Annotated in this window: 21 protein-coding genes; 11 read left to right on the top strand and 10 right to left on the bottom strand. The window is 62.2% G+C overall.

Annotation, left to right across the window (positions count from 1 at the left end; genetic code table 11):
• Window positions 1–117 precede the first annotated feature (117 nt).
• From QX034_RS14010 to QX034_RS14000, 3 genes are all read right to left on the bottom strand, one after another.
• On the bottom strand, window positions 118–1233 hold the full coding sequence (locus QX034_RS14010; protein ID WP_315702017.1) for an acyltransferase: 1116 nt from the start codon (window positions 1231–1233) through the stop codon (window positions 118–120).
• Between the two features lie 193 nt (window positions 1234–1426).
• The gene (locus tag QX034_RS14005; protein WP_315702018.1) at window positions 1427–2464 is read right to left on the bottom strand and encodes an acyltransferase; all 1038 of its coding nucleotides are present in this window, start codon (window positions 2462–2464) and stop codon (window positions 1427–1429) included.
• A gap of 333 nt (window positions 2465–2797) precedes the next feature.
• Window positions 2798–3982, bottom strand: a complete 1185-nt coding sequence (locus QX034_RS14000) for an acyltransferase (RefSeq protein ID WP_315742642.1) — start codon at window positions 3980–3982, stop codon at window positions 2798–2800.
• Window positions 3983–4442: 460 nt separating this feature from the next.
• Here QX034_RS14000 and QX034_RS13995 point away from each other — a divergent pair, with 460 nt between their 5' ends.
• Complete coding sequence (locus QX034_RS13995) at window positions 4443–5915, top strand: polysaccharide deacetylase family protein (RefSeq protein ID WP_316195486.1); 1473 nt, start codon at window positions 4443–4445, stop codon at window positions 5913–5915.
• A 39-nt stretch (window positions 5916–5954) separates the two neighbouring features.
• Here QX034_RS13995 and QX034_RS13990 read toward each other — a convergent pair whose 3' ends face one another.
• The 3 genes from QX034_RS13990 to QX034_RS13980 are packed head-to-tail and all read right to left on the bottom strand — an operon-like array spanning window position 5955 to window position 9360.
• Window positions 5955–6956 carry a glycosyltransferase family A protein gene (locus tag QX034_RS13990; protein WP_315702021.1) on the bottom strand — a complete coding sequence of 334 codons (1002 nt, stop codon included), beginning with the start codon at window positions 6954–6956 and terminating at the stop codon, window positions 5955–5957.
• 7 nt (window positions 6957–6963) lie between these two features.
• Window positions 6964–7884, bottom strand: a complete 921-nt coding sequence (locus tag QX034_RS13985; RefSeq protein ID WP_315702022.1) for a glycosyltransferase family 2 protein — start codon at window positions 7882–7884, stop codon at window positions 6964–6966.
• Between the two features lie 18 nt (window positions 7885–7902).
• Entirely contained in the window at window positions 7903–9360 is a 1458-nt protein-coding gene (locus tag QX034_RS13980) for a lipopolysaccharide biosynthesis protein (protein ID WP_315702023.1), read from the bottom strand.
• Between the two features lie 374 nt (window positions 9361–9734).
• Here QX034_RS13980 and QX034_RS13975 point away from each other — a divergent pair, with 374 nt between their 5' ends.
• The 8 genes from QX034_RS13975 (at window position 9735) to QX034_RS13940 (ending at window position 19892) form a co-directional block, all read left to right on the top strand.
• On the top strand, window positions 9735–10943 hold the full coding sequence (locus tag QX034_RS13975; protein ID WP_315702024.1) for a glycosyltransferase family 4 protein: 1209 nt from the start codon (window positions 9735–9737) through the stop codon (window positions 10941–10943).
• Between the two features lie 40 nt (window positions 10944–10983).
• Window positions 10984–11718 carry an FkbM family methyltransferase gene (locus QX034_RS13970; RefSeq protein ID WP_315702025.1) on the top strand — a complete coding sequence of 245 codons (735 nt, stop codon included), beginning with the start codon at window positions 10984–10986 and terminating at the stop codon, window positions 11716–11718.
• Window positions 11719–11899: 181 nt separating this feature from the next.
• A complete protein-coding gene (locus QX034_RS13965; protein ID WP_315731330.1) occupies window positions 11900–13021 on the top strand; it encodes a glycosyltransferase in 1122 nt (373 codons plus the stop codon).
• 4 nt (window positions 13022–13025) lie between these two features.
• The gene (locus tag QX034_RS13960) at window positions 13026–14087 is read left to right on the top strand and encodes a glycosyltransferase family 2 protein (RefSeq protein WP_315767637.1); all 1062 of its coding nucleotides are present in this window, start codon (window positions 13026–13028) and stop codon (window positions 14085–14087) included.
• The gene (locus tag QX034_RS13955) at window positions 14084–16339 is read left to right on the top strand and encodes a glycosyltransferase (protein WP_316185340.1); all 2256 of its coding nucleotides are present in this window, start codon (window positions 14084–14086) and stop codon (window positions 16337–16339) included. Before QX034_RS13960 ends, QX034_RS13955 begins: the two co-directional genes overlap by 4 nt.
• Window positions 16336–17553 (top strand): glycoside hydrolase family 16 protein, encoded by a 1218-nt coding sequence (locus tag QX034_RS13950; RefSeq protein ID WP_316195485.1) that lies wholly within the window; start codon window positions 16336–16338, stop codon window positions 17551–17553. The genes QX034_RS13955 and QX034_RS13950 overlap by 4 nt, the downstream gene beginning before the upstream one ends.
• Window positions 17550–18524 carry a glycosyltransferase family 2 protein gene (locus QX034_RS13945; protein ID WP_316195483.1) on the top strand — a complete coding sequence of 325 codons (975 nt, stop codon included), beginning with the start codon at window positions 17550–17552 and terminating at the stop codon, window positions 18522–18524. Before QX034_RS13950 ends, QX034_RS13945 begins: the two co-directional genes overlap by 4 nt.
• Window positions 18525–18650: 126 nt before the next feature.
• Window positions 18651–19892, top strand: coding sequence for an O-antigen ligase family protein (locus QX034_RS13940; RefSeq protein ID WP_316195481.1), 1242 nt, complete (start codon window positions 18651–18653; stop codon window positions 19890–19892).
• A gap of 110 nt (window positions 19893–20002) precedes the next feature.
• Here the strand turns inward: QX034_RS13940 and QX034_RS13935 are convergent, their stop codons facing one another.
• Both QX034_RS13935 and QX034_RS13930 read right to left on the bottom strand, forming a co-directional pair.
• Entirely contained in the window at window positions 20003–20203 is a 201-nt protein-coding gene (locus QX034_RS13935) for a hypothetical protein (protein ID WP_315807161.1), read from the bottom strand.
• Between the two features lie 892 nt (window positions 20204–21095).
• The gene (locus QX034_RS13930; protein ID WP_315702032.1) at window positions 21096–21602 is read right to left on the bottom strand and encodes a YchJ family protein; all 507 of its coding nucleotides are present in this window, start codon (window positions 21600–21602) and stop codon (window positions 21096–21098) included.
• Window positions 21603–22123: 521 nt separating this feature from the next.
• Between QX034_RS13930 and QX034_RS13925 the strand changes: the two genes are divergently transcribed.
• Together QX034_RS13925 and QX034_RS13920 are read left to right on the top strand one after the other, a co-directional pair.
• The gene (locus QX034_RS13925; protein ID WP_315742628.1) at window positions 22124–23149 is read left to right on the top strand and encodes a hypothetical protein; all 1026 of its coding nucleotides are present in this window, start codon (window positions 22124–22126) and stop codon (window positions 23147–23149) included.
• Window positions 23150–23462: 313 nt separating this feature from the next.
• Window positions 23463–24440 carry a hypothetical protein gene (locus QX034_RS13920; protein WP_315702034.1) on the top strand — a complete coding sequence of 326 codons (978 nt, stop codon included), beginning with the start codon at window positions 23463–23465 and terminating at the stop codon, window positions 24438–24440.
• 101 nt (window positions 24441–24541) lie between these two features.
• Here the strand turns inward: QX034_RS13920 and QX034_RS13915 are convergent, their stop codons facing one another.
• Together QX034_RS13915 and QX034_RS13910 are read right to left on the bottom strand one after the other, a co-directional pair.
• Window positions 24542–25306, bottom strand: coding sequence for a sulfite exporter TauE/SafE family protein (locus QX034_RS13915; protein ID WP_316195479.1), 765 nt, complete (start codon window positions 25304–25306; stop codon window positions 24542–24544).
• A gap of 71 nt (window positions 25307–25377) precedes the next feature.
• Window positions 25378–26097 carry an AraC family transcriptional regulator gene (locus tag QX034_RS13910; protein ID WP_315702036.1) on the bottom strand — a complete coding sequence of 240 codons (720 nt, stop codon included), beginning with the start codon at window positions 26095–26097 and terminating at the stop codon, window positions 25378–25380.
• Window positions 26098–26354 lie beyond the last annotated feature (257 nt).

Raw genomic sequence — 26354 nt, 5'->3', positions numbered from 1 at the left:
GCGATCGCAGTCGCTCCCACCTCTCCGAGGCCTCGTCAGCTGCGATACGTGCCAACGGCGCTTGACGCCTGCATCAACGATACCAAGCAAGCGGACGAGAACGGAGCATCCGCGGCATCAGCAGGCCTGCCGCTGTACAGGCAGCGGCCGCAGCGGCTTACGGGCGACGAGACCCCGCACATAATCCGTCATGGGCCGCTCCACCCAGAGATAGATCAGGCAGGTCAGTCCGACCGTGGCCAAGACCACCAGCGCGAAGTGCAAATTGACCGGGAGCTTCAGGTGGAGCAGCAGCCCCTCCAAAATGATCGAAACGAAAACATGCCAGATAAAGATCGAATATGAGGCATCGCCAAGAAAACGCAGGAGACGGATATCGGGCAGCCCCCTGCTCTTCTCGTAATAGGCTGCCCCTGCGACGACCAGCACCGGCGGGACCACCAGCGCCAGCAGGGAGAGACCATCCGGGCGATAATATTCGGATAGAGCAAGGCCGATCGGGCCCGCAGCAAGAAACAGCAGTGCCCAGCCGATGCTGAGGCTCACATTCTTCCAGACGACACCGAGCAGCACCCCGGCCAGAAATTCGAGCAGGATGTTCGGGCTGGTCAGCGAGACAAAATGAGCATCGGGAATCCACTCGTGAAGAACGGCCAATGTGCCGACCGCCGCAGCAAGGAAGAGAGGGCGATAGCGCTGCGCGACGAGCAGCGATACGGCGACAAGAATGTAAAACATCATCTCGTAGATCAGGGTCCAGCCCTGCAGAACGATGGGCAGGATGCGATCACCCGAGAGGGTCGGCCAGAAAAACAGCGAGCCCACGAAGCGAGAGAGGTCAAGCTCGTGCCCGTAAGTGAAATTGGGCTTGACCAGGATCAGGACCGCGGTGGCAAAGGTCGCCAGCCAATAATTCGGCACGAGCCGAACGATGCGGCGGAGCATGAAAGCCGAGGGACCGATCGGACGATCGACCGAGATCACCCAGGTGATGAACCCGCTGATGACGAAGAAGAGATCCAGGGGAAACGTGCCAATGGGGATCGGGCCGCCATAACGGAGCGCCAAATGATAGTAAAGCACGAAAAGTGCAGCAACCGCGCGGAGATATTGGATTGTATAGATTTCTTTGCTTGCCAAACAACGCTTCCCGAACTCGTACGCTCGCGTGTTCGTCGCTCCCTCAAATTGCAGGGCGTCAGAAACAATCACGCTAGGTGCGAAACCTAGCATCTAGCATTGTTTGTGTCTTGATATTTCCGGATCGCGAATGCGACAAAATGATGTAGCGAATTCTGACTTGGCGCTCGGTAATGCCGGTTCGAGGTCGCTTCGCCTTCTCGATCCGGCGAGGGAGCGCGCCGCCAAACTCCCGGGAGGCAGCGCGCACCGGCGTGACCACGGACAGGTCACGACGAAATAATCGTCAGGAAATCTGCCGCTGCATGGCGGCCGGCCGGACCGGCGGCAACGGCTTGCGGTCGATCAGGGCACGCAGATAGTCCGTCATCGGACGTTCCATCCAGACATAGATCAGGCAACTGAGGACGACCGTGCTTGATATCTCCAGCGCGAATTGGATGCCGATCGGCAGATGCAAATGCAGCAGCAAGCCATCGATGATGATCGAAACGAAGACGTGCCAGATGAAGATCGAATATGAGGCATCGCCGAGGAAGCGCAGGAAGCCGATATCGGGCACTCCCCTGCTCTTCTCGTAGTACACCGCACCCGCAACCATCAGAACGGACGGAATGCCGAATTTGAGGATCGGAAGAACGTCCGGGCGATAATATTCGGACAGCGCAAATCCGATCGGACCGGCCACAAGAAACAGCAACGCCCATCCGATGCCGAGGCTCGACTTCTTCCAAATGACCCCGAGCAGCACGCCGGCAAGAAACTCGAGCAGAATGTTCGGGTTGGTGAGGGACAGGAAATGGGCCTCCGGCAGCAGCGCGTGAATAATCACCAGCGCGCCGAGAGCCGCCGCAAGGAAGAGCGGCCTATAGCGCTGCGCAACGAGCAGCGACGCGGCAATGAGGACGTAGAACATCATCTCATAGACCAGCGTCCAGCCCTGCAGCACCACCGGCAGAATACGATCATGCGACAAGGTCGGCAGGAAGAACAGCGAGCCTACAAAGCGCGACGGATCAAGCTCGTGACCGTAGGTAAAATTGGGCTTGACCAGGATCAGGAGGGCCGTGGCCATCGTGGCGAGCCAATAGTTCGGCACCAGGCGAATGACGCGGCGAAGCATGAAGGTCCCGGGATCGATCGTGCGATCGACCGTGATGACCCACATGATGAAACCGCTGATGACGAAGAACAAATCGGTCCGAAAGCCGCCGACCGCGATCGTGCCGCCGTAACGGAGGGTCAGGTGGTATCCAAGTATGAAGAGAGAGGCGATCCCGCGCAAATACTGGATCGTCAGTAGCTCCTGCTTCTTTACAGCCATCGCTCTCAACTCAAAATTTTGCCCGTGACGCTGTCACATGCACGGGCGAAAACATCCATATGAGCGCCGTCCTGCATCCGGCGCGCGAAAACGGTTTCAGTCTGTCGGCTGGCAAATAGCCAAGTTATGTAACAATACGTTGGGCCTGCCTCGTCTTCAACGCCGTTCGATCACTAGGGTCGACTGCCATATCGCGCTACACACCCTAAGTTGTTTTGTTTGCCATCATCGCCCAATGGATGAGATCCGATCGAGACCTGGAGCCGTTGCCGGCGCCCATGTCCCTTCCTGGCTAGTCCTCATCCCAGCAGCTCGCGAACCGGTCCGAATATCTCAGGCTGGGGCCACCGGAGCCAGGTGCGGCTGCTGCCGCACGGCAAACCTCTTGCCCAACTTGATGGAGGGAAACTCGACCAGCTCCGCCAGCGCGAAGGCTGCGCCGATGGACAGCATGATCACCAGCGGCCCCTTCACGAGCATGGGCCAATCGAAGGCGAATTGATCCGCGAGGTAGATGATCGGGAGGTGAACGAGATAGAGGCTGTATGAAATTCGCCCGAGCCAGACCGGGCCGCGGTGTTGCAGCGCGCGCTGGAAGGAGCCCGCACCAAGCGATAGACCAATAACCACCAGCGAGCCAATTCCACGCAGATAATCGAGAACGCATCCGGCCGCGGTGTGCAAATTCGCGTCCGTCTTTAGGAATGTGAACGCAGCTCCCGCGACCAACATTGCCTTGACCACGCCCGGCAGCATGGTCGAGAGCTCCGTGACCTTCTCCCGGTCGAGCGCGAGACAGGCTCCGGCCGCGAAGAACACAATGAAATAGCTGGTGTCGATCAGGGTTTTGGGCAGCGTCGATTCCTGGAATCCCGTCAGCACCAGCCCGCGATGCAGGAAGGTTGCTTCGGTACAGACGACGGACAGCAGCAGGAAGCCGGCAACGGCCAACCATCTGTATCGGGCGACGATCAGCAAAAGCAGCGGGAAGATCAGCGACACGCGCATTTCGTGAACCAGCGACCAGTCGACGCCGTCAAGTCCGTGCGTCGCGGTGGTGCCCCATAACAGCAATGTCTTCAGCAGCATCGGCAGCGACGTATCCGCCGTATCGACCCCGGTCCGTGCCCACTCGGAGTCCGATACGTGCCGGATGCCGATCAGGCTGTGGAACAGGAAACTAATCAGGATCGCGACGAAGAAGGCCGGATAGATGCGGAAGACGCGCTTGACGACATAGCCGCCATAAGGAACCGGATTGCTCTTGAGCGAATGGGCCAGAACGAAGCCGCTGAGAACGAAGAACAGGATGACCGCCGAACGGCCTCCCTCCTCCAGCCGCGACAGGCAATAGAGGAGGAAGTCAGAGAACGAGCCGGTCGCATGGCCGAGCTGGTGATGTGACGAGCGGAACGCATCGGCGTTCATGCCCCAGACGTGCGCAATGAGAACGATGACCGACGCGATCCCTCTGATGGAATCGAGATGATCAAGTCGGGACTGAGAACTCGCAGCCAAGGCCACCTCCGGTCATCCCCTCACGACAATTACCCGAACCACCTGCATCTTTGGATGATATCCGGACATTACTCAACTGATAGAAAGATGCCAGCAATGCGGAGAAATCCGGATAGATTGGTTAAACGCGCGGAGCGACATCGGCGGTCGCATCATGGCGCCGCAACTGCTCGTACGAATATCGGGGTTCGGATAACGTATTGATTCTGATAGAGCTTGGAGGTTGACCTTCACGTCAAGCTGCGTTTGCAGGAGAGGTATGAATCCCGTCAGCACGGCCGACCGCTTCGGCGCGAGGACAATCTGAAGACCCGAAAATGGTATTCTAGTCGGCCGATTAAGCTTGATCCCTCTGCCGCGTCGTGCTTCCGGTCCGACCGTGTCAGGGTGGAGACGCGATCCTTGATTATCAGACGTCGCACTCGCCATGCTTCAATCTCTTCCTGATGAGGACACTCAGATGGCCGGCACCGCCGCGGCATCAAGCTGGGACGAGTACCTCGAGCGCATCCGGCAGGCGGCGCGGGGCATTGTCCATTCACGCCCCGTCGAGGATGGCTTCCTTACGTTTCCGCGGTCATTGCCCGAATATCGGCCGGACTATCTCGGCGAGGTCATCGCCGCAGCGATGCGCGATGAGCCGGAGCGTGGACCGATCGACGGGGACACGTGGGAACGGTGGCGGCCGGCAATTCAAGCCTTGATCGCACAAGTGCTGGATTGGCCAGGAGGCGACCGCGTCAGGGCGACCGCGCTGGCCGCAGCCAAGCACGGGCTGGGCCTGGAGTTTGGCCGCACCCGCGACACGTCAGCCGACCTGCTTGCGGAGTTGGAGGTCGACCTCCGCAAGCCGCGTGAGAGCGGCTTCAGCGTGAGCGGTCCGAGCGCCGTGCAGTTGAACTTTGGCGGCCATCATCTCGGCCTCGTCTTTCTAACGGGATATGAAGGCGCGGCCCGTATCTCTTTCGGGCAAGCCATCCTCGATCAGGCCGGCGACCTGCCGTTATCGGCGTCGCTACGTCACTTGATTGGGCGCGGACGATTTTGGACCGCCACCATCGGCAGCGCCATGTCCCGGCTGCACCGGCGATCGCTCGGCGATCTGCCTAAGCATTTGAAGGGCGACGCGAAGGCCGCCTTGTCGGCTGGCGTCCGTGCATGCCTGGCGCAACGGCTGCGCCGTTCCGGCGCACCCGAGGCGACTGACGTTGCTGGCATTCTCCCCGACACGCCCATTCCGGTCCTGATGTATCATCGTGTTGCCGACGACGGTGATCCCGAGCTTTCGCGCTACCGCGTCACGCCGGCACAGTTCGAACAACACATGGGATGGCTGAAGCAGAAGGGCTTCACGCCGCTTTCGCTCGATGTCCTGAAGGCTGCGAGCAAGGGTAGTGGTCCATTGCCGCGCCGGCCTGTGCTGATCACGTTCGACGACGGCTACAGCGATTTTTACGATCATGCCTGGCCCGTGCTCCGGACGTTCGCATTTCCGAGCGTGATGTTCGTCGTTGCCGGCAAGGTCGGCGGCCGTTCGGACTGGGACCAGACACTCGGCCGCTCCGAGCCGCTGATGAATTGGCAGCAGCTATCGGAGATTTCGGCAGCGGGAGTGGCGATCGGCAGTCATTCGCTGATGCACCGTCGGTTTTCGCGGCTGGACGTCCGCGAGTCGCACGAGGACATGCGGATGTCGGCCGAGATCATCGGCCGCGCGCTAGGACGGCGACCGATCGCGTTCTGCTACCCCTATGGCGTTTATGACCGGCTCGTCGAGCGGGTGCTGCCGACCTGCGGCTACGAGTTCGCGTTTACATGCGATCCCGCCGCAGCCACGCTGCAGGACAATCCGCTGCGGCTGCCGCGCATAGAGATCATGGGCTCTGATGATGTTCAGAGCTTCGCGGCCAAGTTGGAAGCCTGCGCCGGCTAAGGCAGAGCCGCGCTTCCCAGCTGCTCGACCGCGTATCGCTCAATCCTTCGGCGAGAAGCGCCGCAACGGAAACAGCACCGCGACCGAGGCCGCGCTGAATGGAAACCAGCGCCAAAAGCTCGGGTCGTCACGCATCAGGCGATGGATATCTGCGAGCGCATTCAGCCGCTTTTTCGCCACCGCGCGCAGGAAGAAGAATGCAATGTTGCGACGCTCCTGCGTGATGCATGCCTGAACATAGTCGCGGTCGGCTTGCGCGAGCGGCAACGTTTGGAGAAAGCGATAGGACTTCAGGAGCTGTCCGATCTGGCGCGGAAGGTGCCCCGGATCATCCCAATTGTAGGTCGAGTAGAAGATGTTCACACCTTCGGCGCAGGTCACATTGAGCGCCGTCGCGCAGCAGATTCGGGATGCACGGCCCATCAGCTGCAGCAGGAACAGGCAGTCCTCGCCGGCGGCCCGGAGTGACGCATCGAAACGGAGATCCGGCGCAATGGAGCGACGGAAGACAACCGTCGGCGTGAGCGAGGTCCAGGCTCGCAGCGAAAAGGAGATGAAATTCGCCGGATCGAGCGCATAGAGGCCATCGGCCAGCGGCGCCCCCTGCGCGGCAAGGTAACGGTCGAATCCGGTCTGCGCAAAATAGGACTCATGACCGCCGACCCGGCGGTTGTTGCAGAAATAGTAATCGTATCCGCGATCCAGTGCCGCAAGCGCGGTGGCAAGGTGCGCCGGCTCCCAAAGATCGTCGGAGTCGAGGAATGCGATGTAGCTGGTGTCGTCGGCGACCGCCGCAAGGCAGCCATTTCTTGCAGCTGCCGCGCCCGCATTGGCCTGCCGGACCAGTTGCAGCTCGAACGGCGGCGTGATGAGCAATCCGTCAAGCTCGCCATCCGGCGGGACGGGAGATCCGTCGTCGGTCACGATGATCCTGACCGTGACCGACGGCGGGACGACCTGACCGAGGACCGATTGCAGAGCGCGGCGCAGAATGCCGAGCTTCTTCTGATAATAGGGAATGACGACGGCGACGACGGTCATCTGCGCGCTATCCAACTGGCGCGCGTGGCGGCGAGCTGGCAAGGAAGTGCCTGGCGCCGGCAGCGTAGCAGCGCATCTTGTCGGCGTAGGAGAAGTCGTATTCAGGCAGGAACAGATTTTTGCGCGTTATGATCTCGCGCGCGAAATCCTTCAGGTCCCAACGCAGCTGCCGGCACAATGACGGGCAGGCCAGGATGTATTTGGCATAGAGCGCTCCCGAACCGATCATGTAGTTCTGCCATAATCGGCGCGCAGCCTCAGGCCGCTTTCGTCCATGATGATGATAGACGACGATCTCAGGAACGTATTCGAGCCGGAGCCCGGCGATGTAGGCGCGAAAGATATAGTCGGTGTCTTCGCCCGAGGGAATCGCTCCGACGCCAAAGCGCTCATCGAAAGGCCCGAGACGCTCATAGACGGCTCGCGTCATGAACAGGTTGCATCCGAGAAAGCAGTTGCCGAGGTTCTCATAATACGCCGAGCGATCGTCGATATGCCAGCGGCGCGGCGCCATATCGGTCTTGATCGTCAGCGGCAGGTCGGTGGCATCGCCGAGTTCGACACGTCCGCCCCGGAGTGCCGGGGTCGGATCGGCTGTATGAAGCCGCAGCAACTGGACGAAATAGTCGGACTGCAGCCGGCAATCGTCATCCGTCAGGACCAGAAGCTCGCCGCGGGCCGCACGCAGGCCGCGGTTCTTGGCGATCGTGATCCCGGTTCGAGATTCATGCTCGAGGCGGACTGCGATCGAGGCTCCGGCCGCCCAGTTCCGCACCACCTCCGGAGTACCATCGCTCGATCCATTGTCCGTGATGACGATCTCGGCGTCGGTAAGCGCGGCACGGCGCGCCGCGACGTCGATCGACTCCAGGCAATGAACGATCGCATGGGCGCGATTCCTGGTGCAGATGACGACGGAGAGCTTCATGGCGGCGGCCGGCTCAGCTCATTGCGTAACGGGGTTCGAGCGAAACGGCAGCGCGACCCCCACGCTTTCATCCCGCAGCGGACGCAACTGAATCAAGATGCAGACGGCCATCGTGGCAAGGGTCAGGGCAGCCGCGATCACGACGTCGGCATAGAGCGAAGGTGCGCAAAGCCGGACGATCTCGGCGTAAAGAAAGATGGTCGCAGGCGTCACGAGGGCCGGAACCGCCATGGCCTCCAGATATTGCGTGATGGGACATTTGATCAGGGAGAGGACGATGCTCAGCGTGCGCGGCATGTAGAGCACGACCGCGCAATTATAGGCCACGGCCACCCAGTGGATGTCGCGAGATATCGCAAGCGAGAGCAGCAGCGCGACAAACCAGATCAAGCTGAACTCGATCGTCGTACGCAGACGCAGATCGGAGCGGCCAAGCACCAACATGATGTCGCCACCCAGCGCCATCATGGCCTGCACTGCGCCGGCCCCGGCCAGGATCATGAAGAGCGTGCCGGACTGAGACCATTTCTCGGACAAGACGATCTTGAAGACCGGATAATGAGCGGCTGCGACCATGCCGAGCGAAGGAATGACGAGAATGGCGAGGATACGGGTGATCAGCAGGAAGGTCCGCCGGATCGCCGGCAGATTGTCCTTGATGGTCGCCAAATGCGAGTAGAGCACGAATTGCAGCGGACCGGTGATGACCGTGGTCGGGAGCCGGATGAACTGCATCGCCATGTTGTAGTAGCCGACCGCGGTCGGGCCGAGTACGCCGCCGATGGCGAGATTGTCGATCGATCCCGACACATGGGCGATGAGATTCGTGCTCAGGATATCGCGGCCGAAGATCAGATGGTGCCTGATCGCGGCAACATTGAACACGAGGCGGGGACGGAAGGGCGACCAGGCAAAGGTCAAGACAAGCCGGACCGCGAAAAACACGATCTGCTGGGCGACAAGGGACCATACGCCGGCTCCCAGCAACGCCGCGGTCACGGCCGTGGCGATCCCGAGCAGGGTCGAGCTGATCTCGATCACCGCGACCGCGGAAAAGCGGCGCGACTGCTGCAGGGCGGCGCCGGGAATGACAGCCGCGGCTTGCGCCGCGATGGTGAAGGAGAGGATGAACACGATCAAATGCAGCCGCGGCTCGCCGAACGCATAGGCCGCAAGTGGCGACAACAGCAGCAGGATCGCCGCGAGAGTTCCGCCGAGCGAGAAGATGACCCAGAAGCTCGTCGACCACGCCGTATCGTCTTCGAGCGGCGTCGATCGAACCAGCGACATGCCGAGGCCGGCGTCCGTGATCAGCATCGCGAAGGCGATGAACGGTGACGCGATCGCGACCAGACCATAGTCCGTCGAACTCAGCAGCCGCGACAGGATCGGAAGCGCGATGAACTGGGCAAGGATGCGAATGACGCTGGCCGACGACACAAACGCCGTACCGGTGACGATCCGTCGGAGCGACACTACTATGATCCTACCACTTTGCGCTGAAATCGATCGACGCAAGGATGCGCTCGACTTCCGGTCCTAAATAGTACAGAAGACACGCTTGAAGATATAAGCCGCATATCATCGTCGATTCATAGTAAATTCAGACACAGTAAATTCAGACACTCGAACAAGACCGAAAATTATCGATCCATCCCCGCGCAGCTTGGTATGGATCATGGACGCTCGATTGTTCCGTCCAGATGTAAATATCGATATTGAGATCGACAAAGTAGACCAGTAGATGAAGCATTTCCAGTGGACGCTACCGGGTTTCGCCGGCGCGGGCGAAGATAGACCGTCGCAGGTGACGAAGGGCGGCGCCTTGCGGATCGGCTCGGGATAGCGCGGTGAGAGTCCTGCATTTCCTTGGCATCGGTCGAGTTCCCAAACGGCCGATGATCGATGCGACCGGTGGAACCGAACGCGTCGCCCTCGAAATCGCGCGGATTCAGGCCCAGCGCGGCGCCGATGTGACGATCGCGTCGATAGCGCCCACGGCGTGGCGCGGGGCCTGGGAGGGCGTGAACCTCCGCCACCTTCGCCCCTATTCATGGGCGAAGATCAGCTATGGCGGCAAGGTGAAGGACCTTCGCGAGCATCTCAGCCTGACCAAGTTCGTTCGATTGGGCCGGTTCGACCTGGTCCACCTGCATGAATACCGCAGAACGCGCTTCTTGGGGAAGCAGCCGAAGGTCATGCATTTTCACAATAACCCGCTCGATGGGCTGGCCGATGCGACGCTGGCCGCGGCAGCCCCTGGCTATTGGCGGGATCTCGGCAGTGCCGGCGCGCAGATTGCCGTCAGCTCCTTCGTTGCCGGTCGCCTGCGACTGTCTCATGAGCGCGCGGGCGAAATGGCGCCAGCCTCAAATATCGTCGTGAACCAGAGCGGTGTCGACGCCGACGCGCTGTCATGCGACGAGCGGCGGGAGGCGCGCAAACGCGTGCGGCACGAACTCGGCCTCACGGATTCCGATGTGCTGTTCATGTTTGCAGGCGCAGTCCGGCCGGAAAAGGGCGTGATTCAGCTTGCGCAGGCGTTCTCGAAATTGTCGGAGGAGCATGATAATGCATTCCTCGCAATTGCCGGCGGCAGCAAGCTTTGGATCGACGGCGATGGTCCGCAGGAAACGACGGAACAACAGGTTCGCGCGATCCTGACGAATGCCGTGGCGCGCCGGCGCGCGTCAATGCTTGGCGTCATCTCTCCAACGGCGCTCCCCTCCTATTATGCGGCAGCCGACGTGTTTGTGCTGCCCTCCATGTTCCAGGAGACGTTCGGACTGGTGATCCTTGAAGCCTTCGCCGCCGGAATTCCCGTGATTGGAGCACGATCGGGTGGCGTTCCCGAATTGGTCGAGAACGAAAGAAACGGTCTGCTCGTCGATCAGGGCGATGTAGATGGCCTCTGCCGCGCGATGCGCCGTCTGCTGCTCGACCGCACCCTGCGGGAGCGGCTCGGCGCAGAAGCGCGGCAAACGGCGGTCAAGATGTCCTGGGACAATACGGTCGATCGCCTGGAGCGGATTTATGAAGAGGTCCTGAGTTCAAACTGATTCATCATTGTGTGTGCGTTGCGCGCCGACTGGAGCAGAGATGCTGTCTCAATTCCTTCACGATTTTTCTCCGAGCTTCTGGCACTGGCTGAAATATCAGCAATACCTACATACGAAGGCTGGTGAGCCCGAGATCAGATACATCCACAAAATAATACCGCAAGATTTGCTCGTGATCGACGTTGGTGTCCACCTTGGCTTCTATTCGCGCCATTTTGCGCGATTCGCAGCTCAGGTACTCTCTTTCGAGGCTAATCCGGTGAGCGCGCGGGAAGCTGCCCGCATGCTGCCTGCCAATGTCAGGATTGAGAACGTTGCATTGTCGGACGAGGATGCGACGCTACAGCTGCGCGTACCGGTGGAAGGGGCTGGCGGCGGCGAGGCGGCCTTGGGCACGCTCGCACCGAGCAACAGCCTGTCCGGCGCGGCCTTCCAGTCGGTCCCGGTCACAGCCCGTCGGCTTGACGGCATGGGCCTGGCGAGGGTCGGATTGATCAAGATCGACGTCGAAGGACATGAGGAAGCGGTGTTGCGCGGCGCGCAGGGGATTCTTGAACGCGATCGACCGAATCTGATGATCGAAATCGAGGAGCGCCACAACGCCGGCTCGATCCAGCGCGTTTTCCAGCACCTCTCCCAGCTCGGCTATCGCGCCTTTGTGCTCGAGAGCGATCGGCTGTCGCCGATCAGCGCCGAGACGGCGGTCACATTGCAGCAGGCCGGATCAGGCGATCGATATGTCAACAACTTCTTCTTCCTGCAGCAAACGCCGTGAGAACACAGTCGATCCGCGCGTTTGCCCTGCGCGACGTTAGCCTTAACGGCTTCCTGTCGATGCCGACTGGCGCGACATCGTCTAATCCTCCGAGCAAAAGCCGCGGCGCAACCATGGAGAATCCTTCCGTGACGCACGAGATCAGATCGAACAGGAGACCAAGCTGAAGATCGCCTACCTCGTGCATGACCTCTCGGATCCTGCCATTCACCGCCGCGTCAGGATGCTGACGGCTGGCGGCGCGGACGTGCAGCTTGCCGGATTCCGACGCACGGCCGCTGTGCCTCATGAGATCAGCGGATGTGAGTTTGTCGACCTTGGTCAGACCAGGGACGGAGCCTTCCTGGCCAGGATCGGCTCGGTGGCCGCGGCTGGCCTGAACCTGGGTCGGCTCGATCAACTGGTCCGCGGCAGCCAGGTGGTGCTCGCGCGAAACCTCGAGATGCTGTACGTGGCGGCAAAGGCTCGACGGCGTTATGCGCCATCCGCACCGCTGATCTATGAGTGTCTCGATATTCATCGCCTGCTGCTCGGCAGGGCTCTGCCAAACCGGCTGTTGCGCGCGATGGAGAAGCGGCTGATGCGGGATGTGGACCACATCCTGACCAGTTCTCCGCGTTTCGTGTCCGAATATTTTGCTCCCAGAGGCTTCGACCGGCCGATCACGATTCTGGAAAACAAGGTTCTCCTCGTCGATCGCGAGATGGATCGCCAGATGTCGCGGCCGAGCGGTCCGCCCTGGAAGATCGGCTGGTTCGGCATGATCCGCTGCCGCCGAAGCCTTGAGATCCTCAGTGCTGCTGCGCAGGCGATGAACGGCCTGCTTGAGGTCAGGATCGCCGGCCGGCCGTCGCCGAAGGAGTTTCCCGATTTCGAGGCGCAGGTCGCCGCGTGCCCCCACCTCAGCTTCTTGGGATCCTATCGCTTCGAAGATCTGCCCAAGCTCTATGGCGACGTGCACTTCAGCTGGGCGATCGACTTCTTCGAAGAAGGGCTGAACTCGTCTTGGCTGCTGCCGAACCGGATCTATGAGAGTTCGTTCTTCGGGGCGATTCCGATCGCATTGCAGGGCGTGGAAACTGCGCGCTGGCTGCAGCAGAGGGGCATCGGCGCCGTCCTCGACGGTGATCCCACGGCATCTCTGTCCGAGTTCATCCGAGACTTGACGGATGCGCGCTATGAGGAGCTGACGGCGGCGCTGCGCAACGTCCCAAGTCCCGATTTGGCGGCGACCCGACAGAGCTGCGGCGAACTTCTCAAATCGTTCGAGACGCTCGGAAGTCTCGCTCGGGCAGGAGTTTAACCTCATGTCGAACGTAGCCTCAGCCGATCACAACGCGCCGTCTGCAGCAATTGTCGTGATCCCTTGCCTCAACGAGGAGCGCTACATCGAGAACACGCTCGCGACCTTCATGGCCGAGCCGCCGGAGACCGTGCGCAGGATCGTCATTGCCGATGGCGGCAGCACGGACAGCACCTTGGGGATCGTGACGGCGTGCGCGCAACGTGACGATCGCATCGCGATCGTTCACAACGAACGCCGAATTCAAAGCAGCGGCGTCAACCGGGCCGTCGAACAATATGGCGACCTCGCGCCGTATCTGGTTCGTGTCGATGCACATGCCGGTTATCCGGCAGGCTATTGCACCAGTCTGTTGCGGGCGCAGGCCGAGACCGGGGCGCAATCGGTCGTCGTCAGCATGATCGCCGCGGGCACGACCTGCTTTCAAACGGCCGCCGCCGCCGCGCAGAACTCCCGGCTCGGCAACGGCGGATCGGCGCATCGCAAGGCAGCCGAAGGGCGATTTGTCGATCACGGCCATCATGCGCTGATGGAGGTCAAGGCGTTTCGCGCCGTCGGCGGATATGACGAGGCATTCTCGCACAACGAGGATGCCGAGCTCGACGCTCGCCTGAGTGCAGCCGGAGCTCGCATCTATCTGTGTGCCGGCGCCGACATCACCTATTACCCACGGAAAGGCCCGGTGTCGCTGTTCCGGCAGTACCGCAATTTCGGGCGCGGGCGCGCGATGAACATCCTGAAGCATCGGAGCCGGCCCAAGCTGCGTCAGCTGATCCCGGTCATGGTGGGACCGGCCGTGTGCCTGTCGCTGTTGGCGCCGGTTTCACCGGTCTTTGCCGTTCCCGCGCTGTTGTGGGCGGCAGCAAGCCTGAGCCTCGGCGCGATCGAAGGACTCCGGCAACGCAATCTCTGCGCAGGCGCGGCGGGCTTTGCAGCGATGCTGATGCATCTCGGCTTCTCGTTTGGGTTCATCGTCGAGGTCCTGCGCCAAGCTTCACGCGTACGACAACGGCAGGGCGGGCGCAGCACCTATCCCGCAGCTTTGGGAGCGGCGGACAAGCCATGACCGCGACTGCACAGGAACGTTCCGGCGCTGACGTCGAGGTCAGCGTCATCGTCGCGAACTACAACGGCGCGGCGTTCCTGGCCGATGCGATCCGATCGGCATGCGGGCAAACTCTAGACGACATTGAAGTGATCGTCTCCGACGACGCGTCCTCCGACGCCAGCGTTTCCATCGTCAGGCGCCTGATGGCCGACGATCCCCGGATAAGGCTTGTTGAATCCAAGACCAACAGCGGAGCCGCTGCCGCGCGCAATCGTGCCATCGATGTTGCCCGGGGCCGCTGGATTGCGATCATGGACAGCGACGATTTGATGCATCCTGATCGTCTACGGTCGCTGCTTCGGGCCTGCGACACCACCGGCGCCGACATGATCGCCGATGACCTGCTGCTGTTCGACAGCGAACGCCGGGCGACGCCGCAAACGCTCCTGAACGGAGCGTGGGCGACGGAGCCTCGTCAGCTCTCCACCCGCGACTATCTCGCGGCCAACAATCTTTATGGCGGCGGACCCGCCTTCGGCTATCTCAAGCCGATCATTCGTGCCTCGCTCCTGGCCAAGCACGCCATTCGCTATGACGAGCGGCTGATCATCGCCGAGGACTACAATCTGGTGATCCGGCTGTTGCTGGCTGGCGCGCGGTTCTGGATCGTGCCGCAACTCGGCTACTTCTATCGACGCCACGGCGCCTCCCTGTCCCATCGCTTGAATACACTTGCGCTGATGCGGATACGTGAGGTCGAGCAGGACTGGGCCAGGCGGTGGCCGTCCGCGGAATTGCAGCCGCTGTTCGAGGCACGCGCGCGTTCAGTGGAGCGCGCCATCGCCTTCGACGAATTGGTGCGGGCCCTCAAGGGTCGAAAGCTGGACGAAGCGGTCCGGATTGCGGTCCGCAATCCCGCTGCCGCGGCGCTGCTCAGGATTCCGCTGAAGGATGCCTTGGTTCGGCGTATCCCTCGATCGAAGCCGATCGAAAAACCGCGGCGACAGCAGATCTGCATCTTGAGCCGGCAGCGCATCACGGCACGCAACAACGGAAGCTCGCGCTACCTGCTCGAGATCGCCGGCTTCCTTGCAGCGAAGGGATACGACGTTCATTTGCGGGTCCCCTCGCCGGTGATGATGGGGCGATGGCCGTTTCTCAAATTCTCCGCCGACATGGACGTCTTCAAGACCATCAAGGTCCGAGGGACGTTTCGTCTGGGACGTTATGTGATCGCGCGCGACCCGCGGCTGGCGATCAAGGCGTCTGTGGCGGTCTTCGACCGCCTGCTTCTTCGCAGCGGCATGCTTTCGCGCCCTCTCACGCGGCCGGCGGCTTACGCGATAGCCCAGCCGATGACACGGCAAGATCAGATCTTTGTCGCGCGCGAGGCGCCCTCGATCTCGGACGTCCAGATCGCGGACTACTGCTTCCTCACCGACGCCTTCCCCTATGCGCTGCGCCCCGATGCGCGGCGCGTCGTCATCATGCACGATCTGTTTTCGAGTCGGACCTCGCAATTTGCACGCTTGAATGCCGCTGATACCGTCGCCTCGCTCTCCCTCGACCAGGAACTCCGCATGCTTGCCGCTGCTGAAATCGTGGTTGCGATTCAGCGCGACGAGGCTGCGATGCTGCAGCGGGAGTTGCCTCGTCATGAGATCGTCCTCGCGCCGATTGCCGCCGATCCCGTTAGCGAACCGCAGCCGGGCGCAGCTGACATCCTGCTGTTCGTCGGCAGCTCGACCGCGCCGAACAGCGACGGGATCAACTGGTTCATCGAGACCTGCTGGCCGCGGATTCGCCGCGAACGGCCGAACGCATCACTCCTGATAGCGGGGAGCGTCTGCAACGCGGTCTCCGGCACGCCCGTCGCAACCAGGCTCTTGGGCGTCGTGGACGATCTCGAAAGCCTCTATGCTGAAGCATCGGTCGTGATTTCGCCGCTCCGCGCCGGATCCGGCCTCAAGATCAAGCTGATCGAGGGCTTGTCAAAGGGCAAGGCCATGGTGGTGACATCGACCACGCTGCAGGGCGTCAGCGACATCGTGAGCGGCTGCGTTTTCGTCGAAGACACCGCGCCCGGTTTTGCCTCTGCGGTGATCGCTCTCCTCGGCGACGCGGAGCGGCGCAAGCGCCTGGGAGCGGACGGGCTGAAGACGGTAAAGCAGCATTTTTCGGCCGAGCAGGCGTATGCCGGCATTGTTGCTGCAATCAAGGCGACGGCAACGCAACAGGCAGACGCAGGTCTGCGGCGGACGGCATCATGAAACGCAATACTCGACCAGCAACGCCCCGCTCCGCCAACCGCGCGAGGATGCCGCTGCGGCCGCGCGCCTGGCTGTTTGTCGTTGCGATCGCCGGGATCATGTCCGGCGCAACCGCGCATGTCGATGAGCGACCAGGTGCCAGCGCCGAGGTATTGACCAGCGCCGAACGCGGACACGTGTTCGTCATCGGCAAGGGCCAAGGCAGCAAGCGGATCGAGGAATTCCACCCAGCTGCCGGGCAGAAGATCAGGCTGGTCGGCTTCACCGCGCTGAGCCTCGATCAGTTGCGAGCTCGTGCTACCACTGCCGGACCGGATATTGTGATCGATCTCGGTGGCGGCCAGGAGTTGACGGTCGTCGGTGCGGACAAGGACGTTCTTGGCTCGGTTCAGATCGAGTTGGATCGCAGCGGTCTCGTGCCCAGCTTCGCCGACGAGTTCGACCAGCTGAGCCTCGACCTGGAGGACGGTGCCTCGTCGCCCGGACGGTGGCGGACCAATTTCGGCTATGGCGGCCCGACCTCGGTCCACAGCAGAACCCTGGTGAACAATGGCGAGCTCGAAGTCTATGTCGATCCCAAATTCGCCGGGACCGGATCGACCAGCCTGAACCTCAATCCGTTCCGGACAGGAAGCGGCAAACTCGACATCGTCGCCGAGCCGCTGGACGAGAAGGTGCGCAGCGTCGCCTGGGGGCGTTCCTACGCATCGGGACTTTTGACCACGAAGGCATCCTTCTCGCAGCAATATGGGGTGTTCGAAATCCGAGCTAAGGTGCCGCGCGGCAAGGGATTGTGGCCGGCCTTCTGGCTCCTGCCCGCGAACGGCGCCTGGCCGCCCGAACTCGACGTGCTGGAAATCCTCGGTGACAATCCGAGCAAGGTCTACATGTCCTGGCACAGCAATGCCGGCGGCAAGCATTCGTTCGAAACCAAGCCGATCGATATTCCCGATGCCTCGGCCGACTTTCACACCTATTCGGTCGAGTGGACCAAGGACACGATCAACTGGTTCTTCGACGATATAGAAGTCGCGAGCGCGTCGACGCCGCAGGACCTGCACCAGCCGATGTACATGCTGATCAACCTGGCGGTCGGCGGCGGCTGGCCCGGGGCCCCGAATGCGTGGACCAAGTTTCCGGCCCTCTATTCGATCGACTGGGTGCGAGCCTATACGCGTCCCCTGCCGACGGAGCGGTCAGGAGCAAGTGAATGACCGCGGAGCGATCGGAGCGGATATTGCCGGCCTCAGTCGACGTCATCATCGCCGTCTGGAACAACGCCGGCACGATCGCGCGAGCGGTGCGCTCCGCGCTCGCAGCGCCGGAGGCGAATCGCGTGATCGTGGTCGACGACCGCTCGACCGACGACACGGCAGCGGTTGTCGCAGCTCTGATCGACGAGTTCGGGGCCCGGCTGCATCTGGAACGGATGGAGCGCAATGGCGGCCCTGCCGCGGCGCGCAATCGCGCGCTGGCCTTGTCCGATGCGCCCTGGGTCACCATCCTGGACGGTGACGACTACTTCGCGCCGGACCGCCTCCGCGGCCTGTTATCGGTCTCCGACGGGGCGGACCTCGTCGCGGACGACCTGCTGCAGGTCAGGGAAGGCGCTGAGACAGCGAACGGCAGTCCGCTGCTCGGCCTCGATCAAACCGTCACGCTCGACCTCGCGACCTTTGTCGCCGGCAACATCAGCCAGGCCGGGCGGCTGCGCAAGGAATACGGCTTTCTCAAACCGATGCTGCGGCGGGCGTTCCTGGTCCAGCACGGCCTGCGTTACGACGAGGAGCTGCGCCTCGGCGAGGATTTCGCGCTCTACGCGCGCGCGCTCGCGGCCGGCGCTGTGTTCCGGGTGATCCCGTCCGCCACTTATGTCTCCGTCGTCCGCGCGGGCTCCCTGAGCGGCAACCACACCAAGCGCGACCTCGAGCGGCTGCGCGACAGCGACAAGAGCCTGCTGCGCCTGACCACACTGACGGCGGACGAGCGCCGGCTGATCCGCCAGCACTATGAATCGATCGATGCGCGGGTGCAGTGGCTCAACGTCATCGACGCGGTGAAGGCGCGCGACGTCGGCGCGTTTCTGGCCCCGTTCCTGATCCGCTGGAGCACCTGCAGTTTTCTGGTGAGCCGCCTCTTGGAGCAGGTGGTGCTGCGCAGCCGCAGGCTGCTCGGCATGGTGTAACTAACCCGGCCTGTCGGGAGGGGCGGCCTACCCGGCACGATGAATATAGGCGCGCAGGCCTCCGCCTGCTATATCGCCTGCTTTGAACCGCCGCGCGGGACGCGCGGTGCATGTGATTGGATCAGGATGAGCCTGCTGGCGAGGAATCCGGCGAGAAACGATGTGCTGCGCAGCGCGAACTGGCAACGCCATATCGCCTGGGCGGCCTGGCTTTGTTGCGCGGTGTCGCTGGCCTTCATCCAGGCCGTCCCGACCATTCCGGCCGTCATCATGCTCGGCTCCGCCCTGCTCTACAGCGGGCTCTATCCGCTGCAGGCCCAGCGGGTGATCTTCTGGAATTTCCTGCCCTGGATGCTGCCGCTGTTCGGCGCGCTGTCGATGGTGTGGTCGGATCAGCCGGCGCTGTCGGCCCGTGCCGCCGCGCAGATCGCGATCACGATCTACATCGCGATCCTGTTTGCGCAGAGCCTGCCGGCCTACCGCTACATCGCCAACCTGATGTACGCCTTCCTGGCCTCGGTGGTGGCGAGCCAATACGAGACCGGCATCTTCGGCGCCAAGAACAGCTTTGGCCTCGCGGTCGCGCTGGCGATGCTGGCGAGCTGCTGGGTGATGCTCGACAGCAAGCAGCCGAAAATCACGCGGTTCGTTGCGCTCGGCGCGCTGTTCGGCGCCCCGTCGCTGCTGATCGCAGCGGGGTCGGAAGGCGCGTTGCTTGGCGCCGGCGTGGCGCTGTTCGCATCCTTCATCCCGTTCCTGCTGCGGCAGATGTCCGCGAATGCGCGGATCTCGACCATCCTGATCGCGGCCGTCGTGGTGCTGGCCGGGCTCGGCATCGCGTTTCTCTCGGTCGACAATCTGTTCGAGGTGCTGCTGCTGTCGATCGGCAAGGACACCAGCCTGACCGGGCGCACCCTGCTCTGGTCCTATGCGACCGACGTGATCGCCAACCATCCGCTCGGCGGGGTCGGCCTGCAGGCGTTCTGGGTGGAGGGCAACCGGGCGGCCGAACAGTTCTGGGCGTTCTTCTACATCTACACCCGGTCCGGCTTCCACTTTCACGATCTCTGGCTGGAGATCGGCGTCGAGCTGGGCCTCACCGGAATCTTCCTGGCCGCCGCCACCGTCATCACGGTGGTGTTCAACGTCGTGCGCTGGGTGCTGCGCGATCCGCAGCCGGAGGGCTGCTTCTTCCTGGGCTTCATCGCCTTCGTGACGCTGAGGACGATCGGCGAGGTCGAGCTGTTCATCCAGTTCGCGCTGATGCCGATCATTTTCATGGGCGCCTATTACTACGCGCGCGAAGCCAATACCGCATGGGATCGCACCGGACAGAGCGCCGCGATCAAGCCGCGCGCGATGCGCTGATCGCGCCTTCCCCAAGCTGATACGAATGCCCGATGCCGCACACGCGGCGAGCGCAAGGCTGCTGGCAGCGTGAAGCCGGAGCCTATCTTAAGTCGCTGAAAACTGGACGATCAGAGGATGCGCCAGACCGCCCAGATGATGCCGGCCCACATGGCGCCGCTGATCGAGGCCGCCAGCAGCCAAGGCCGCGGCGAGGAATAGCGCAGCGCGGGGCTCATCCGCACCGCGCTCCCCTTCAGCGGTGCCGTCCTGTCGAACGCGACGGCTTTGGCCGACCGGGGAAGGAAATGTTGCTGAATTCCGACTGCCATATCAGGGTCCTTTGCACCCCCCATCGAAGCTCGAAAAGGTTAAGATTTTGGATACCCGCCGGGTTTCGGCCCGCAGGATCACTTGCCCTGACAATGAGTTGAAGCGCCGCGACCGCAACCTCACCTCCGTTTGCGTGGGGTCAGCGCGCGCGACGGCGATGTCAAACAACGGGTAGCCGCAGGCGTTCTCGCGGGCCGCGTGGCACCCGAGGCTTGGGCTTGGCTCGCCCTCTGGAGAATGCGAGGGCGCAGGGAAGGCCGGGCCTCGGCTGAGGCCCGTGGCCCCCGTGCGGTGAGAAATGCACGGGGTAGGAACCACAGGTTCAGCCGGAACGACCCGGCCTTCCCTGCGCGATGGATTTACGGTTGCTCCGTGCTCTCCCTGGTGCGCCGGGCTTTCTGGCCACCACGTTGCGCATGATGCTGTCGCATCAGCGCGAAGACACCAGCGTCGGGGTGTCAGGACCACACGGCTTGGCCGTCCGCGAAGACGCATCACACAAGGCCTGGAAACGACGGGCTTGGTACCTGCCCGCCGAAAGCCTCACGCGCGCACCGACCGATGCTGCTCGTCGGGCAACACCGTCGCGGCCACCGCTCCCCGCCTCACGTTCGTGACGACCGCGATACGCCCCTCGCAGCGAGGCGGGATAGCGAAGAGATAACACGATTTCCGAAAAAGCGAAATAGAAATTTTGACTCAGAACTGAAGAGAGCCGGCGTGGTTGTGGTCGTTCCGCAGCGGTCATTCGTTTCAACATGAACGCGATCTGCCTGACAGGCACTCGGCCTCACGCACGAACGATGGACCGCGACTCGTGAACGAGTCTCGATATCGCGTCCGGTGCCCTCAGGAGATGCTGCAGACGCGCGCGCACCCGAATGCGCCGACCTAAGCTCCGCAGCATTTTTTGTATTTCTTGCCGCTCCCGCACGGGCAGGGACCGTTGCGGCCGACTTTTGCCGCGCTCCGCATCGTGCCTTCCCGCCGCCCGTCAATGACGCGCGCGCTCGCATTGCCCTCGACGAATCGCCACGTGTCGCCGTCTCGCCGACCAAACTGCGAGACTTCGTGATGCGCAATGGTTTGACCGCCCTGTTGGTAAGTCGCAATGAAGGACACTACGCCCGTCGCATCTGCCTGCTGGCCGCCTTCAACAAACAGGATTTTCAGGCCGAGCCATTTGGCCTGCGTAGCCCACGCCGTGGCGGCTTCGGCGTCCAATGTTCCGCGTTTCTCCGGCGCGAGCGTTTGCGCGATGTAGTCGATGTTGCCTCTCGCGTAGGCAGTGTAGCGCGAGCGCATCAACGCTTCGGCCGTCGGGGGGTTCTCATCCCCGCTCAAGAACGGACCGCAACACCGCTCAAAATCCAGATCTGAACCGCAAGGGCATGGCATCCAGGAATATTATCATGCGGGTAGCGCTCCAGAACGCCACCCGAGCGAATCGATTCTGATATTCTTGAATACCTGGGGGAAAAGAGTCGCGCGCCAGCGCAGCGATCAACCCTGTGTCCCCAAAGCCGCACCTTTGCCGCCTAGTGTCGCTGACCGCGCCGACAACCACGCCGCGCCGTTTCGCCACCGGCGAATCCGTGTTAACCATTCGTTAAGAGTGGGTGTTGGGCGTTCGGCTGACCGGCCCGGCCCCGCGCGGAGCAGAACCTTTTTCGGACGCCGACCTCATTACGTCGCGTTCGCATTCCGCGAGCCCGCCCGCATCATCAGCGGCCATGGCGCGCGATCGCTACGCCAATTTTTTCGCGCGATGCCGGCCAAGCCGTAAATCGATCAAGAGGCCCGCCCTGGACGGGCCCAAGGCCTAGCTCCCGGTCTCATATCAACCTGATGCCGGCGCGACAGCGTGCTTGCCTGCACGCCCGCGCGCCGCCGCATCGCGACCGAATGGAGCGGCTCCGATGGCCGACGAGTCAGTTGCGTCAATCATTCCCTGGCACCAGCCCAAGAAGCCGGCGACCCGCGCCAAGCGCTCGCCCGCGACCAAGCCGCGCAAGCGAGCCAAGACTTCAACCAACAAGACCCAGACCAGCAAGACCGAAGCGAACAAGGCCCAGGCCAGGCTGAAGGCCGCCAGTGATGCGGACGACGATCTCTACGCCGCGGACTCGCTGATCGCGCCGGATTTCCTGGAGCTGGTCGAGGCGGAGGCGAAGCGGCCGTCGATCGCCGACCGCGCGCGGATCGAAGAAACCGCAAGCGCATGGGCAGGGGCCGGGCCAATCGCCGCCTCGGCTTCGCCTGCGACGACGCCAGCCGCAGCACCGGCCAGCGCAGCTGCGCGGCGCAACCTTGCGCCCTATCTGCTGCAGGCGGCCGCGTTCGCGCTCGCTCTCGTCGGCATGGCCATGAACGGCTGGTTCGCGCAGTCGCTCGGCTCGAGCCATGTCGCGGGCTGGATGTTTCTGGCGATCGGCGTCGCCGCCGACCTGGTCGCGCTGGTGATGCCGACCTGCGCCGCCAGACTCTGGCACGAGCGCCACCGCGCCACCGCGCTCGCGGGTTGGACGGTGTGGTCGATGACCTTCGTGTTCGCAGTCACCGCAGGAATCGGCTTCGCCTCCACCAATATCAGCGAGGTCGCGTTCGCACGCTCCTCGCGGACGACGCCGGCGATCGAGGCCGCGCAGGCGCAGCTCGCCGACGCCACCATCGCGCGCGACCGCGAATGCAAGAGCGGCGTCGGCAAGTTCTGCAGGGAGCGCGAAGCCGAGGTGGCCGAGCGCCGGCGCACGCTGGACGCCGCGCTGCAGTCGGTGACGCAGACCGCCGATCCGCAGACCGAGGCCGCGATCAAGCTGGTCGCCTGGGTCTCCCATGGCCTGGTGAAGCCGGCGGCGGATGATTTCGCCATGCTGCGCCTGGTGCTGCTGGCGCTGCTGCCGCAGTTCGGCGGCATCCTGCTGATGGTCGGGCGGCGGGCGTGAGGCGCGTCAGCCTGTCCGAACGGCCATGACGCGGCCAAGCATGGCGGACCACGAACGATGAGGATGAGCAGTGTGTCTACGCCATAATCCTCTAAGTGCCGGCATGGAGACTTCATGCCGGATTCTGCATTTGCCGCGATGGTTGGTGCGCGGCGGAAATCGACCGGAAGTCGGCGGCCACGGGGGATAGTCGTCGCCTGCCTGGGCGCCGCTACGCGCAGGACGGATTGGTCAACGACGTTGCCTGATCCAGGTCAACGACTCTTCGGCAGTTCCGAACTTTATTTCTCAAAAGGATCAGGAGGGTTCGGACTTGGCAAAATTTGCGGTTTGCGATTGGAGCGATGTCGTATGGCAGATCGACGCAGATAATCCAACTCTGCCGCCATATCCAGTTCATACCGGCAGCGGAAACGTGCAGAGCCTGGCATTCACTGCCGACAAAGAATTCGAGCTGGTCTGCGGCCCAAGCGATGCTGAGATCCACAAGACCCAGGGCCCGAAAACCGACGTACTCATCTACGTCGAACCGCTGGCCTACCAGGTGTATCTTTCCAAAGTCAGGGTGCGAATGATCGGCTTCGGGCAGGAGCGCGTCTACTTCAGCTCCTATGATACGAGCCAGGGCGCTCAACAGATAGGAGAGCAGATCTTTCAAATCTCTTTCCTCGAAAATGGTTCTGCGGTTCCTTACGTCACGATCTATCCTTCGCAACTGACCATTCCCAACCCATGCAAGCCCAGTCAGGAGATACCCGCCTATATGAGCGGCGACTTCACATTCGGCGACGGCGACACACTCTATTTGTCGACCGGTGACTTGGGTGGCAAAAATGGAATAGTTGTAAAAGCGGGCATCTACAGGGTCGATGGAGCGCTCCCGAACACGGTGACGGGCAACGTGCAGCGGATCTATCTTGGCAACGGCCCCATTTCTGGCCTCTGTTACCGCAGTCCGCAGACTTTATACTTCCTGCGTGGGTACGATATCTGCAGCCTGGATCTCAACACCCTCACGGAAGCAACTCTGTGCACGATTCCACCCGATCCCGGCTGGTCCGGCCCCCGCGATCTGGCGTATGTCGGAGATGGATTGAAGCAGGCGACCTATTGGCCCATCTTTAGCGGCGCCTATCTGGCGCTTAAGTTACTCGCAAAATCGGTCTGGAAACTCGGAATCGCGATCACCATTGGCGGCCGGCGAATTCCACCACGCCCTCGCGAGCGCGGGCCGGACACGCTCTCAAAGCTGCCGGCGACGGCGTCGTTGAGCGACCCGAGAGATAGGTGAAATTGCGTACCGAACACATGGGTTACACTTCTCGCTTTTATGGCGGGTCGTGCGAGATGAGGATGAGAACGATATCTGCGCCATTGCTACCTAATGCACGGCTACAGCCAGTATCGTCTTGCATAAATCACGGTCATTGCCGCCCCCGCGACGATTACGAATCGTCTCACGTAGTTCGCCGGAAGAACGCGAATCAGGTAACCGCCGCCATATCCGCCAATCATCGCTCCAAAAAGCATAACAGTTGTCTCCGGCCACCGCACGGCTCCCTGGACGATGAAGATGACGGTCGCGGCGAATGCCACACAGGTTGCGAGCAGATTCTTCAGGGCCTTTATCGCACGGATGTCGTTCGGTTCGGTGATCGACAAGACGGCCGTCAGGATGACGCCCAGACCGGCGCCGAAGAATCCCCCGTAGATGCAAGCTGTCCCGATGAACGCCGCGCTGAGACCACCCGGCACCGAACTGCCGGTGCTGTAGTGACGGACGGTCGACGCCTGGATTTGCGGCGCGAAGGCAAAGAGCAGCGTTGACAACGCGATCAGGGCTGGGACCGGCAAGGTGAAGAGGCGCTCGGGCAGGAGCGACAAGACGATCGCCCCGGTCGCTCCTCCCAGGACGGCGACAGCGACAAACGACACCGCGCGACTCGTCAAGACCGGCAGCTTCGCGCGATCGGCGAGGGCCGCGATCAAATGACCAGGTGAAATTGCAACCGCGTTGGACGCATTAGCGGCAACGGCTGGCAATCCTGCCGCCAACATCGCCGGAAATGTAATGAGCGTCGCGCCGCCGGCCAGCGCATTGATGAGGCCGCCGGCCACGCCGGCCACCATTAAAGCCGCGCCCGTAGTGAAGTGCATGCTCGCTCTCTCCGATCACGAGAGGGGTATCCGTTCGCGAGTCGGCGAGTCTGGAACGTTTGTGACCGGATTCAGCCGTGCCAGTAGAGACCCGGTGTGGTTCCGAATGTTCGACGAAACAATCGCGTCAGATGGCTTTGATCAGCGAAGCCGGTGTCGGCTGCCGCGGCAGCTATCGGCTGGCCTTCTCGCAACAAGCGTCGCGCCATGTTCAACCGCGTGAGGACTCTGAAAGCATGGGGGGCGATGCCAAGTTCGCGCGTCACCAGCCGGCTGAATCCTTCACGGCTTTGGCCGAGACTTGCGGCGATTTCTCCGATCCGCCCGAAGCTGTTCGTCAAAGTCGCGCGGAGCTTCTCTTGGTCAGCTTTCACGGTTGGACGAAGGGCCACGTGGGATGCGATTTTATCCCGGACCCGCAGGAATTCGTCTCCGGAGGTCCGGCCTGCGCTCGACCGGCCATACTGGATGTCGAAGACCTCCAAAGATTGCGCGGAACCGCCCGCTGGAATGTAGGCGTTAAGGCAAATCGTTTCGTCTTCCGTGGTCGCGAGCGGGACGTGCAGCATCCCCGCCGGAATACAGGCGGCCTGTCCCGCCGCCACCGTCACCGTCGTGCCGTCGATAAGAAACACCCGGGATCCCGACAGAACCATCACGATCTGGGTCTCGTCATGAAAATGGGGCCTGAGACCGGGAGAGCCGCGGCCGCGCCATGAGCCAAGCTCGACGATACCGGCGATGTTCGCCTGGCAATAGCTCCAGCGGGATTCAGAGGCAGAGCGGAGCATCGAAGAATACGGAGTCAATGATCGCTTCCGAGCGGTGGGGGGCCACAGCGGACTAACAACAACGGCCGGATACCATCGGATTGCGTTGTATGGCGGACCGAGAACGACGAAACGGAGAACTACGTTTACGCCATAGCCCTCTTAAATTGAACCACGGGTGACCGATGAATATCGGTGGGAAACGGTCGGTCTGCGTACGGTTATGAAACCAGGAAGAGTTGGAGCTCGTTCGAGGGTAGAAAGAAGAAGGCAGCCAA

Source organism: Bradyrhizobium sp. SZCCHNR3119, from assembly GCF_032487775.1.
GTDB lineage: Bacteria > Pseudomonadota > Alphaproteobacteria > Rhizobiales > Xanthobacteraceae > Bradyrhizobium.
The sequence above is the reverse complement of the archived record's forward strand: the minus strand, read 5'-3'. Positions and strand labels throughout refer to the sequence as shown.

Coding starts and splice junctions, on each gene's coding strand:
- QX034_RS13915 (WP_316195479.1), bottom strand. CDS start 25,306: ATGCACTTCACTACGGGCGCGGCTTTAATGGTGGCCGGCGTGGCCGGC.
- QX034_RS14005 (WP_315702018.1), bottom strand. CDS start 2,464: ATGGCTGTAAAGAAGCAGGAGCTACTGACGATCCAGTATTTGCGCGGG.
- QX034_RS13940 (WP_316195481.1), top strand. CDS start 18,651: ATGAGCCTGCTGGCGAGGAATCCGGCGAGAAACGATGTGCTGCGCAGC.
- QX034_RS13935 (WP_315807161.1), bottom strand. CDS start 20,203: ATGGCAGTCGGAATTCAGCAACATTTCCTTCCCCGGTCGGCCAAAGCC.
- QX034_RS13990 (WP_315702021.1), bottom strand. CDS start 6,956: ATGACCGTCGTCGCCGTCGTCATTCCCTATTATCAGAAGAAGCTCGGC.
- QX034_RS13960 (WP_315767637.1), top strand. CDS start 13,026: ATGTCGAACGTAGCCTCAGCCGATCACAACGCGCCGTCTGCAGCAATT.
- QX034_RS13925 (WP_315742628.1), top strand. CDS start 22,124: ATGGCCGACGAGTCAGTTGCGTCAATCATTCCCTGGCACCAGCCCAAG.
- QX034_RS13945 (WP_316195483.1), top strand. CDS start 17,550: ATGACCGCGGAGCGATCGGAGCGGATATTGCCGGCCTCAGTCGACGTC.
- QX034_RS13955 (WP_316185340.1), top strand. CDS start 14,084: ATGACCGCGACTGCACAGGAACGTTCCGGCGCTGACGTCGAGGTCAGC.
- QX034_RS13995 (WP_316195486.1), top strand. CDS start 4,443: ATGGCCGGCACCGCCGCGGCATCAAGCTGGGACGAGTACCTCGAGCGC.
- QX034_RS13950 (WP_316195485.1), top strand. CDS start 16,336: ATGAAACGCAATACTCGACCAGCAACGCCCCGCTCCGCCAACCGCGCG.
- QX034_RS13970 (WP_315702025.1), top strand. CDS start 10,984: ATGCTGTCTCAATTCCTTCACGATTTTTCTCCGAGCTTCTGGCACTGG.
- QX034_RS13930 (WP_315702032.1), bottom strand. CDS start 21,602: ATGCCATGCCCTTGCGGTTCAGATCTGGATTTTGAGCGGTGTTGCGGT.
- QX034_RS14010 (WP_315702017.1), bottom strand. CDS start 1,233: ATGCTAGGTTTCGCACCTAGCGTGATTGTTTCTGACGCCCTGCAATTT.
- QX034_RS13910 (WP_315702036.1), bottom strand. CDS start 26,097: ATGCTCCGCTCTGCCTCTGAATCCCGCTGGAGCTATTGCCAGGCGAAC.
- QX034_RS13985 (WP_315702022.1), bottom strand. CDS start 7,884: ATGAAGCTCTCCGTCGTCATCTGCACCAGGAATCGCGCCCATGCGATC.